Below are 9,905 nucleotides of genomic sequence, written 5' to 3'. Positions count from 1 at the left end.
CGACTATGAAAGCCTCCGAAATCAGCCGTGACCGCGTTGAAGACGCGCGCAACGTTCTGAAAGAAGGCCAGGAAGTAGAAGCCAAGATCATCAGCGTTGATCGCAAGAGCCGCGTAATCCAGCTCTCCATCAAGTCGAAAGACGATGCTGAAGAGAAAGAAGCTATCCAAAGCCTGAAGGCTGAAGAAGCTCCTACTGGCGACACCACCATGGCGGCACTGCTGCGCCAGGCAATGGCCAAACAGAACTAAGTTCTGCTTGATCATTAAAAAGGGCGACTTCGGTCGCCCTTTTTTGTGCCTGCGATTTGGTGGAGAGGCACCTCTCGCGTGAAACCAATCTTGTTACTCAATTGTCTGTTTCTTTATTCGGATCAATCGTCTATTCGCGACTAGGCTTAGGCTGAAGATCGCAGTAGTCGGGCAGATTGCCTGGCATAAGGAAGTGAATGAACAAGTTTATCGTGTTGGTCGGTGTGCTGATGTTGGCGGGCTGCGCCACGAGCGCCAAGACGCATGTGGTGCGCGGCGTCAGCGGCATTGAGGTTGATTGCTCGGGGTTGGGTTCGAGTTGGGAGAAGTGTCAAAAGCGCGCCACAAAAGAATGCAAAGGCGCAGGCTACAAGGTCATTACCAGATCGGATGATGCCAAGGATGATGATCAGTATCCTTTTGGCTTCAATCCTGCGGGCTACCTGACGCGTACGATGTTGGTGATGTGTCGATAGGGTGGCCGTTTATAGAGCTTGTGCCCTGAAAACGGGCGTTTCAATGCGCAGGAAGATATGTCAATCCCTGGGCTGTTCAAAATCTTCCGGGCGTGCTAAAACCTTTCAAGCGCTGATCTAGCTGCTTGAAAAAGAAGGGAAAAATATGACGAAGTCGGAGTTGATCGAACGAATTGTCACCCATCAAGGGCTGCTCTCATCCAAGGATGTAGAACTGGCCATCAAGACCATGCTTGAACAAATGTCTCAATGTCTGGCCACCGGTGATCGAATCGAGATCCGCGGTTTTGGCAGCTTCTCCTTGCACTACCGCGCGCCGCGCGTTGGTCGCAATCCTAAAACCGGCCAGTCTGTGAGTCTGGACGGAAAATTCGTTCCGCATTTCAAGCCAGGCAAGGAATTGCGTGATCGTGTGAATGAAGAAGAGGAGGAGGGGGTTTGATCTCCGCGAAAGAAGTCCGAGGAGGCGCTAATGCGTAATCTCAAGCGCATGTTGCTTGGTGTGTTTATTCTGATGATGGCGCTGATTATCCTGGCATTCATTCTTGAAAACCAACAATCGGTAGCGCTGTTGTTTTTTGGGTGGTCTGGGCCTCAACTTCCAGTATCGCTCGTTGTGGTTGTAGCGCTTCTTGCGGGGATGTTAATTGGCCCGGTGCTCGGTTGGTTTTTGGGGCGCTCGTCCAGGTCAGCGCGCAAACGTCTCGTGTAAGAAGCATTCCGTGAGAGGCGCTCAGTGTTTTGCATCGCTGTTTGTCTATATCCATTAGTAAATCGTTCATTAAGCTGTAAAATGCAGCCCTTGTTCGGTAGTGGCAAATTCCCACATCGTTTCAGATAGGCTCTGCCAGAGGCCTGATGTTCGGTGGTTTTTTTGCATTCATGGATTGGACGGTGCTCGTTGGTGACACTGTCAGCAACTCAAGGGTATGGTTTCGCGTGAAAATTCTAGTTACCGGCGGCGCCGGTTTTATCGGCTCGGCAGTCATCCGTCACATCATCTCCAATACTCTCGACTCGGTCGTTAACGTCGACAAATTGACTTATGCCGGTAATCTTGAGTCCTTGGCTGACGTGAGTCAGAGCTCGCGTTATGCATTTGAACGCGTTGATATCTGCGACCGTGAACAAATCGATCGCGTGCTGCGTGAGCACCAACCGGATGCGATCATGCATTTGGCTGCCGAATCTCACGTTGACCGTTCTATTAGTGGTCCGTCCGAGTTCATCCAGACCAATATTATAGGCACTTACACCCTGCTGGAGGCTTCGCGCCACTACTGGGCGGCCATGGATGATGCACGCAAGGCCAACTTCCGCTTCCACCATATTTCCACTGACGAAGTTTATGGTGATCTCGAAGGCCCGGAAGATCTCTTCACTGAAACCACTCCATATCAACCAAGCTCGCCGTACTCGGCGAGTAAGGCGAGTTCCGACCACTTGGTTCGTGCTTGGGCGCGCACTTACGGTCTACCGACATTGGTCACCAACTGCTCGAATAACTATGGCCCTTGCCACTTCCCTGAGAAATTGATTCCACTGATCATTCTCAATGCACTGGAAGGCAAGCCGTTGCCGGTTTACGGGAAGGGCGATCAGATTCGCGATTGGTTGTATGTCGAAGATCACGCACGTGCTTTGTACAAAGTCGTTACCGAGGGTGTCCTGGGTGAGACTTACAACATCGGCGGTCATAACGAAAAGCAAAACATCGAAGTGGTGCACACGCTTTGTGCACTGCTGGATGAGCTGCGTCCTGATTCCGCTAACCGCCCGCATGCAAGCTTGATTACTTACGTTCAGGATCGCCCGGGTCACGACCTGCGTTACGCGATCGACGCGAGCAAGATTGAGCGTGAACTTGGCTGGACGCCGGAAGAAACTTTCGAAACCGGTATTCGCAAGACAGTTGAGTGGTATCTGACCAACACTGAGTGGGTTGAGCACGTAAAGAGCGGCAGCTATCAGCAGTGGATCGACCAGAATTACGCCGATCGTTCGAATAAGGCATGAAAATCCTTCTTCTGGGAAAAAGCGGTCAAGTGGGCTGGGAGCTGCAACGCTCGCTTGCACCGCTAGGCGACCTGGTCGCACTGGATCGCCATTCGGCCAATGGCTTGAGTGGAGATTTGTCGGATCTGGAAGCATTGCGTGCGACTATTCGCCGGGTCAAGCCTGACTTCATAGTCAATGCAGCGGCTTATACAGCGGTCGATAAAGCTGAGGCCGAAACCGAGCTGGCTGACCGTGTCAACGGCCAGGCCAGTCAAGTGATGGCCGAAGAGGCTTCGGCACTGGGGGCGTGGCTGATCCACTACTCCACTGACTACGTTTTTGATGGTAAAGGGCTGGCACCATGGTTGGAAACAGCTGCAGTTTCTCCTGTGAATCACTACGGTGCGAGCAAGCTGGCGGGCGAGCGGGCGATCATTGCTTCGAAATGTAAGTACCTGATTTTCCGAACGAGTTGGGTCTATGGTTCACGGGGCAATAATTTTGCCAAGACGATGTTGCGCCTAGCCAAAGATCGCGAGACCCTCAGCGTAATCGCCGATCAGATTGGTGCTCCGACCGGGGCGGATCTGATTGCGGATGTGACCGCATTGGCTATTCGGCAGGTTCAGCACCAGCCCGAGTTGGCTGGCGTGTACCACTTGGCGGCGGCAGGCGAAGTGTCTTGGCACGGGTATGCTACGCATGTCATTGATTTCGCCAAGGCGAACGGTGAGGAACTGGCTGTTACGGTTATAAACCCAATCGATACCTCCGCCTACCCGACGCCAGCACGCCGCCCGCTGAACTCACGGTTGGACACTCAGAAGCTGCGTAATAATTTTTCTCTACACTTGCCGGATTGGCAGAGTGGTGTAACCCGAATGCTTAGGGAAGTTCTGAACAAATGACCACGACAAATCGTAAAGGCATCATTCTCGCTGGTGGATCGGGCACTCGCCTTCATCCGTTGACTCTAGGTGTGTCTAAGCAGATGTTGCCTATTTACGACAAACCTATGATCTTCTATCCACTTTCGGTGTTGATGCTTGCAGGGATGCGTGAAGTTTTGATCATTTCAACTCCTGAAGACTTGCCTAGTTTTCGCAAGCTTCTCGGTGATGGTGATCAGTACGGTATAAAGCTATCGTACGCTGTTCAACCGAGCCCAGACGGACTTGCGCAAGCTTTCATTCTTGGAGAGGAGTTCATAGGAAATGACCCTTGTTGCCTCATTCTTGGAGACAACATTTTCTATGGCCAACATTTTTCAGATAATTTGCGATCGGCTAGCGCGCAAGAGCAAGGTGCCACGGTTTTCGGCTATCACGTTTCTGATCCAGAACGTTTTGGTGTTGTTGAGTTTGACTCGGCCGGTCGAGCCTTGAGCATCGAAGAGAAACCGCTCATTCCAAAGTCTAACTACGCTGTGACCGGCCTATACTTCTATGACAACAGCGTTGTCGAGATCGCCAAGAGTATCAAGCCTTCATCGCGAGGTGAGCTTGAGATTACTGACGTGAATCGTGCTTACCTCGACCAGAAAACACTCCATGTTGAAATGCTCGGCCGTGGTTTTGCATGGCTGGATACTGGCACCCACGATTCACTACTTGAAGCAAGCCACTTTGTGCATACCATTGAGCAAAGACAAGGGCTGAAAATCGCTTGCCTGGAAGAAATTGCTTATAACAATGGATGGATTAATGCAGAACAATTGGCAGCTCAGGCGGAATCAATGAAAAAAACGGGTTATGGACAATATCTGAAACGACTTTTGGATTCCAACGCGCACTGATATTGATGTTTATTTTCGCTCCTAAGTAGGCAATTTGCAGGATTAAAATGTCGGTTAGATCCCGAAAAGTCGCAGTCTTGTTAGCTGCCTACAATGGAATGGAATGGATAGAGGCGCAGCTGACCTCTATCCTCCATCAGTCGCTCGTGGATGTTACCGTTTACATAAGTGTTGATCCGTCCTCTGATGGAACGGAGTCATGGTGTGCACACTACGCGAAAATGCATCCTGAGATAGTCGTTCTTCCAGAGCATGGAAAATTTGGAAGTGCTTCACGGAATTTTTTCCGGTTAATTCGTGATGTGGATTTCGATACTTACGACTTCCTTGCGTTTGCTGATCAAGATGATTTATGGCACATCGATAAACTGTCGCGGGCAATTGAAGCCATTTGCGAGAAAAAAGTAGATGCTTACTCCAGTAATGTAACAGCGTTCTGGTCAGATGGTAGAACTCATCTACTGGATAAAGCACAACCCCAGGTTGCGTGGGACTACTTGTTCGAAGCAGCTGGCCCTGGCTGTACATACGTCATGACGAATGAACTTGCCACCTCCATGAAACATGCGGTTTGCCAGAACTGGATCAAGATACAAGATGTCAGCCTGCATGACTGGTATTGTTATGCCTTTGCTCGTAGCAATGGCTTTACCTGGTACATTGATCCAAGGCCGTCTATGGACTACCGGCAACACGCACGTAATCAGGTAGGTGCAAATAAGGGGTGGAAACCCTTACTGGCGCGCTACAGTATGATTAATGACGGTTGGTGGTTCGGTCAAATCAAAATTTTATCACAATTTTTTGGGCGTGCTGCCTCACCAATAACTCATGATTGTTTGCGCTTGGGATGTCCGCAATTAATACGTCTATCTTTTAAAGCGTGGCAATGTCGTCGCAGGAAACGCGATAAAATTTTATTTTTTATAATCTGTTGGGTCGGTGCATTTTCAGTGAGTAAGTTGAAATGACTGCATCGAGAGTACTGGTGACTGGAGCAAGAGGGCTGGTCGGCGAGGCATTAGTTTTTCGATTAATGGTGGACCAGAAGCATATACCCGTCGCAGCGGTCCGGGGTGTGACAAGATTAAGTGGCCTTTGCTCAGTATTGCCGCTGGAATTGACAGCTTCTGCAGATCTGCCTGATTTTACTCATATAGATGTAGTGGTGCATGCGGCGGCCCGCGTGCATGTGATGCGTGAAAACGTGACCGACGTCATGGAAGCATTTCGCAAGGTAAATGTAGAGGGAACCGTTCGTCTTGCACTCGCTGCTGCAGCTGCAGGAGTGAAACGTTTCATTTTTATCAGTTCTATAAAAGTCAACGGTGAAAGCACATTGGCGGGCAAAGCTTTCCAGGCGGATGATTTACCTTACCCCGAAGATGCGTATGCCATTTCCAAATATGAGGCGGAGCAGAGGTTAAGACAAATAGGACAGGATACGGGCATGGAGATTGTGATTATCAGGCCTCCGCTAGTCTACGGTCCCGGCGTGAAAGCTAATTTTCTGACGATGTTGAAATTCGTTGGGAAAAATATTCCTTTGCCGTTAGGAATGATAAAAAATAGACGGAGTTTTGTTTCGATCTATAATCTTACTGATTTTATTGTGACGTGCATTGATCACCCAGGTGCAGCTAACAATACTTTCCTTGTCAGCGACGATTGCGATGTTTCAACAACAAAATTAATGCGGCTTTTGGCGTCCGCGATGAAGAAAAAGTCTCGGCTGGTGCCAGTCCCTAGTGTATTGCTCAAGACAGTCGGCATGCTGCTCTGCAAACGCACGGTAGTGCATCGTGTTTGTGATTCATTACAAGTTGATATTAATAAGAATCGAATATTGTTAGGTTGGAGTCCACCGGTAAATATTGAGGTGGCGATACAGCGTACTGTGCATTTTTATCAGGAAAAAAGATAAAATGATGCTTTCTTTATTGCTGGCTGTATTGCTGGGGTCATGGATATTAACATTTTTGATGATGCGCTATGCATTAGCCAAAAAAATGATCGATGTGCCCAATGAGCGCAGTTCTCACACGACTCCGACCCCGAGGGGCGGAGGCGTTGCTATTGTAGTTGCCTTCAACTTGGCTCTACCGTGTCTTTCTCTACTGAATGTTTTAAGTCTGAACGCACTTTATGGATTGTGGGGTGCGGGTATTGCGGTGGCGGTAATAGGATTCGCTGATGATCACGGACATATCCCTGCTCGCTGGCGTCTTCTAGGGCATTTTTCCGCCGCCTCTTGGGCGTTATATTGGATGAACGGGTTCGCACCACTGACTATCTATGATGCTCCAGTTAATCTGGGAGTGATGGGGACATTGTTAGGAATGTTTTATCTGGTGTGGTTACTTAATCTTTATAACTTCATGGATGGTATTGACGGACTGGCAAGCATTGAAGCCATTACTACTTGTTTTGGGTTGGCGCTTGTTTATTGGTGTAGCGGTTATTTAGATCAAGTTTGGTTGGCTCTTCTGTTGGCGGCATCCGTTCTGGGTTTTTTATATTGGAACTTTTCTCCGGCGCGCATCTTTATGGGTGATGCAGGCAGCGGTTTTCTGGGTGTTTCATTAGCCGTCATTATTTTGTACGGTGCTTGGTTGTCTCCGGAATTATTTTGGAGTGGCCTTATATTGCTTGGTGCGTTCATCGTTGATGCAACATGGACGCTCATCGTCCGACTTGTAAACGGCGAAAAAGTACACGTTGCTCACAGTAATCACGCTTATCAGCACGCTGCGCGATACTTCGCCAGCCATAAACTCGTGACTCTTGGTGTTATCAGTATAAATATTGTATGGCTCCTGCCATTGTCTCTGATGGTTGGATTGAAGATGCTGAGTGGGATAGTAGGTTTAATGATTGCGTATATCCCTATATGTATCTTGGTTTGGAAATTTAAAGGTGGGAGGCCGGCCTGATGGGAAGTAATACTAATCGAAAACTTGATGGTGCATGGCGCCAAATTATGGGTAACACTCTAATTAAATTTTTGCTGACAGGTGGGCTCGCGACCTTGCTTCAGTATTTCATACTGTGGTGTGGAGTCGAATTTTTAGGACTGCTTGCTGCTACGGCATCCGGAATAGGGTACATGGCCGGCTCCATCGTTAGTTACTTTGTTAACTATTACTACACGTTTAACAGCACTCAGTCTCATACGGGAGCAGCAGCCAGGTTTTACATGATGGTGGGTATTGGCTGGCTTATGAATACTGTGATTGTCGGCTTGCTGGCTGATTTTATGAACTGGAATAAATGGATTGCACAAGGAATCGCTACAGCGATCGTTTTGATTTGGAACTTTTGTTCCTCTCGCTACTGGGTTTTTAAATCGGTGTGACATGAAAAAATTAATATCTGTTGTGGTGCCCGCTTATAACGAAGAAGAAGTAATCGAGCTTTTTCATAGTCGCATGAGTGAAGTCTTTGATCAGTTGTCAAACTATAATTGTGAGATGATTTTTGTTAATGACGGAAGCACTGATAAAACACAATTTTTAATGAATCAGTTGGCGAATCGAGATGATCGTGTCAGTACGGTCAATCTATCAAGAAATTTTGGTAAAGAAGCCGCTATGAGCGCCGGTCTGGATGTGGCGAAAGGAGACGCAGTCGCTATATTTGACGCGGACTTGCAAGACCAGCCAGAGTTGTTGCTAGCGTTTGTTGATAAGTGGGAAGAAGGTTTTGACGTAGCTTATGCCAAACGCACTCACCGCGACGGTGAATCTTGGTTAAAAAAATTTACGGCTTCAATTTTCTATAAGTTAATGCTGAAGATATCCAGGGTGAATATTCCGCAGGATACAGGTGATTGCCGCCTCATGAGCCGGCGTGTAGTTGATGCCTTGATCTCACTGAGGGAGCATCACCGCTTCATGAAAGGCCTGTTTGCTTGGGTGGGCTTTCCTTCGGTAGCGGTAGAGTATCGCAGAGATTCGCGAGCAGCCGGTGTTACCAAGTTTAACTATTGGAAATTGTGGAATTTTGCATTGGAAGGCATCACATCCTTCACAATTGCACCATTGAAAATAGCAAGCTATCTCGGTTTTATCGTCGCTTTGACCGCTTTTCTATTCGGTATTTTTATTATCTTGAAGACGTTATTCCTGGGCGATGTGGTCCGAGGGTACCCAACATTGATGGTGACAGTGCTATTCATAGGTGGTATCCAATTGTTTTTTATTGGCGTCCTTGGCGAGTATATCGGTAGGGTGTTCGGTGAAACCAAAGCAAGACCGCTGTACCTCATAGCAGAGCATAAGATTTCCCGTATTGCTTCAACGGCGAACGAGGTTGGCGATGAAAAATGATACGCTCGGGGAACTGTTTAAGAACAAAACTAACAATTTGAATTTAATGAGGTTGATTGCTGCTCTTGCCGTAATTTATGGTCATGCCTCAGCGGTTACTGGCCAAGGCCCTGCCGATATATTTTTACAATGGGTGGGTTATAAGTTTATCGGAGGCGTCGCCGTTGATGTCTTTTTTGTAATCAGTGGCTATTTGATCACCCAAAGTGCGTTGAGTAAAAATGGATTAATTTATTACTGTGCTTCAAGGATTCTTCGAATTTACCCTGGCTTGATAATGTGCGTGTTTTTCACAGTTTTTATTTTAGGTTTGAGTCTGACGAAAGCTCCCGATTATTTGCATTCCCAACAGGTGTGGGAATATTTTTTTGTGAATATCAGTGCTTTTAATACTGCATATTTTTTGCCGGGGGTGTTTGAAAATCTACATGACAAAGCCATAAACGGTTCTTTATGGTCTCTCGTGGTAGAAGTTCGACTGTACATTATCGTACTGGCGCTGGCGGTTTTGGGGGTTCTGAAAAAACGCTCAGTTTTCAATTTTCTGTTCTTTTTTAGTATTATCGCTGGTTACTTAAATCCCGAGTTCTGGAAGTTTCTGTTCCTCTATGAAAATCACCAGCATGTTGCCTTGATGTTTCTGATAGGTAGTTTTTGCCTTATCAATAAAGACGTCATTTATATCGGCCCGGGCGTTTTGCTGATGCTGATGTTCTTCGCGGCGTCACAACACGGTACCCCCTCTTTCGGTGTTGCTTATACAATACTAATACCTTATTTGGTATTCTATTTGGCTTTTGCGCCAGGCTTTGGATGGTTTAACAAGTTTGGAGACTACTCTTATGGTGTTTACCTTTACGGTTGGATATGCCAGCAACTTGTGGTCATGTGGTTACCTGAATCGACCAATTTTTCGTTGACCATACTAAGCAGCTTGCTGGCGTTCTCCTTTGCCTTTGCGTCTTGGCACCTGGTGGAAAAACCTTCGATTAACTGCCGTAAGTACTTTAAACCATCTTTTTCTAAACCTGCCTTGACTACTGAAGTTTAGAATTTT

13 protein-coding genes are annotated in these 9,905 nt (G+C 47.5%); all 13 read left to right on the top strand.

The window, feature by feature from the left end:
* A partial coding sequence (locus ACIP1X_RS10810) for a S1 RNA-binding domain-containing protein (RefSeq protein WP_400751828.1) occupies positions 1–251 on the top strand: 251 nt, incomplete at its 5' end.
* 197 nt (positions 252–448) lie between these two features.
* On the top strand, positions 449–727 hold the full coding sequence (locus ACIP1X_RS10805; protein ID WP_212543750.1) for a hypothetical protein: 279 nt from the start codon (positions 449–451) through the stop codon (positions 725–727).
* A 145-nt stretch (positions 728–872) separates the two neighbouring features.
* The gene (gene ihfB / locus ACIP1X_RS10800) at positions 873–1,169 is read left to right on the top strand and encodes an integration host factor subunit beta (RefSeq protein WP_003189779.1); all 297 of its coding nucleotides are present in this window, start codon (positions 873–875) and stop codon (positions 1,167–1,169) included.
* Positions 1,170–1,199: 30 nt separating this feature from the next.
* Positions 1,200–1,439 carry a lipopolysaccharide assembly protein LapA domain-containing protein gene (locus tag ACIP1X_RS10795; protein WP_400751825.1) on the top strand — a complete coding sequence of 80 codons (240 nt, stop codon included), beginning with the start codon at positions 1,200–1,202 and terminating at the stop codon, positions 1,437–1,439.
* Positions 1,440–1,666: 227 nt separating this feature from the next.
* Positions 1,667–2,743, top strand: coding sequence for a dTDP-glucose 4,6-dehydratase (gene rfbB / locus ACIP1X_RS10790; RefSeq protein WP_400751834.1), 1,077 nt, complete (start codon positions 1,667–1,669; stop codon positions 2,741–2,743).
* Positions 2,740–3,633 (top strand): dTDP-4-dehydrorhamnose reductase, encoded by an 894-nt coding sequence (gene rfbD, locus ACIP1X_RS10785; protein WP_212543747.1) that lies wholly within the window; start codon positions 2,740–2,742, stop codon positions 3,631–3,633. The genes rfbB and rfbD overlap by 4 nt, the downstream gene beginning before the upstream one ends.
* The gene (gene rfbA, locus ACIP1X_RS10780) at positions 3,630–4,520 is read left to right on the top strand and encodes a glucose-1-phosphate thymidylyltransferase RfbA (RefSeq protein ID WP_282352669.1); all 891 of its coding nucleotides are present in this window, start codon (positions 3,630–3,632) and stop codon (positions 4,518–4,520) included. Before rfbD ends, rfbA begins: the two co-directional genes overlap by 4 nt.
* 47 nt (positions 4,521–4,567) lie before the next feature.
* Positions 4,568–5,491, top strand: coding sequence for a glycosyltransferase (locus ACIP1X_RS10775; RefSeq protein WP_400751822.1), 924 nt, complete (start codon positions 4,568–4,570; stop codon positions 5,489–5,491).
* Positions 5,488–6,444 carry an NAD-dependent epimerase/dehydratase family protein gene (locus tag ACIP1X_RS10770; RefSeq protein ID WP_400751820.1) on the top strand — a complete coding sequence of 319 codons (957 nt, stop codon included), beginning with the start codon at positions 5,488–5,490 and terminating at the stop codon, positions 6,442–6,444. The genes ACIP1X_RS10775 and ACIP1X_RS10770 overlap by 4 nt, the downstream gene beginning before the upstream one ends.
* 1 nt (position 6,445) lies before the next feature.
* Entirely contained in the window at positions 6,446–7,453 is a 1,008-nt protein-coding gene (locus ACIP1X_RS10765; RefSeq protein ID WP_400751819.1) for a glycosyltransferase family 4 protein, read from the top strand.
* Positions 7,453–7,875: a GtrA family protein gene (locus ACIP1X_RS10760; protein WP_400751816.1), complete on the top strand. Its 423-nt coding sequence runs from the start codon at positions 7,453–7,455 to the stop codon at positions 7,873–7,875. Before ACIP1X_RS10765 ends, ACIP1X_RS10760 begins: the two co-directional genes overlap by 1 nt.
* A gap of 1 nt (position 7,876) precedes the next feature.
* Positions 7,877–8,848, top strand: coding sequence for a glycosyltransferase family 2 protein (locus tag ACIP1X_RS10755; protein WP_400751813.1), 972 nt, complete (start codon positions 7,877–7,879; stop codon positions 8,846–8,848).
* Positions 8,838–9,899, top strand: a complete 1,062-nt coding sequence (locus tag ACIP1X_RS10750; RefSeq protein ID WP_400751810.1) for an acyltransferase family protein — start codon at positions 8,838–8,840, stop codon at positions 9,897–9,899. The genes ACIP1X_RS10755 and ACIP1X_RS10750 overlap by 11 nt, the downstream gene beginning before the upstream one ends.
* The last annotated feature ends 6 nt before the right edge of the window (positions 9,900–9,905 follow it).

It is taken from the genome of Pseudomonas sp. NPDC088885 (assembly GCF_044750025.1).
GTDB classification, from domain to species: Bacteria; Pseudomonadota; Gammaproteobacteria; order Pseudomonadales; family Pseudomonadaceae; genus Aquipseudomonas; species Aquipseudomonas rustica.
Note: the sequence above shows the minus strand (reverse complement) of the source record. Positions and strands in the feature narration are given on the sequence as shown.

Excerpts from the sequence above, each read along its gene's own strand:
- ACIP1X_RS10805 (WP_212543750.1), top strand. The coding sequence starts at position 449 with ATGAACAAGTTTATCGTGTTGGTCGGTGTGCTGATGTTGGCGGGCTGC.
- ihfB (WP_003189779.1), top strand. The coding sequence starts at position 873 with ATGACGAAGTCGGAGTTGATCGAACGAATTGTCACCCATCAAGGGCTG.
- ACIP1X_RS10795 (WP_400751825.1), top strand. The coding sequence starts at position 1,200 with ATGCGTAATCTCAAGCGCATGTTGCTTGGTGTGTTTATTCTGATGATG.
- rfbD (WP_212543747.1), top strand. The coding sequence starts at position 2,740 with ATGAAAATCCTTCTTCTGGGAAAAAGCGGTCAAGTGGGCTGGGAGCTG.
- rfbA (WP_282352669.1), top strand. The coding sequence starts at position 3,630 with ATGACCACGACAAATCGTAAAGGCATCATTCTCGCTGGTGGATCGGGC.
- ACIP1X_RS10775 (WP_400751822.1), top strand. The coding sequence starts at position 4,568 with ATGTCGGTTAGATCCCGAAAAGTCGCAGTCTTGTTAGCTGCCTACAAT.
- ACIP1X_RS10770 (WP_400751820.1), top strand. The coding sequence starts at position 5,488 with ATGACTGCATCGAGAGTACTGGTGACTGGAGCAAGAGGGCTGGTCGGC.
- ACIP1X_RS10765 (WP_400751819.1), top strand. The coding sequence starts at position 6,446 with ATGATGCTTTCTTTATTGCTGGCTGTATTGCTGGGGTCATGGATATTA.
- ACIP1X_RS10760 (WP_400751816.1), top strand. The coding sequence starts at position 7,453 with ATGGGAAGTAATACTAATCGAAAACTTGATGGTGCATGGCGCCAAATT.
- ACIP1X_RS10755 (WP_400751813.1), top strand. The coding sequence starts at position 7,877 with ATGAAAAAATTAATATCTGTTGTGGTGCCCGCTTATAACGAAGAAGAA.
- ACIP1X_RS10750 (WP_400751810.1), top strand. The coding sequence starts at position 8,838 with ATGAAAAATGATACGCTCGGGGAACTGTTTAAGAACAAAACTAACAAT.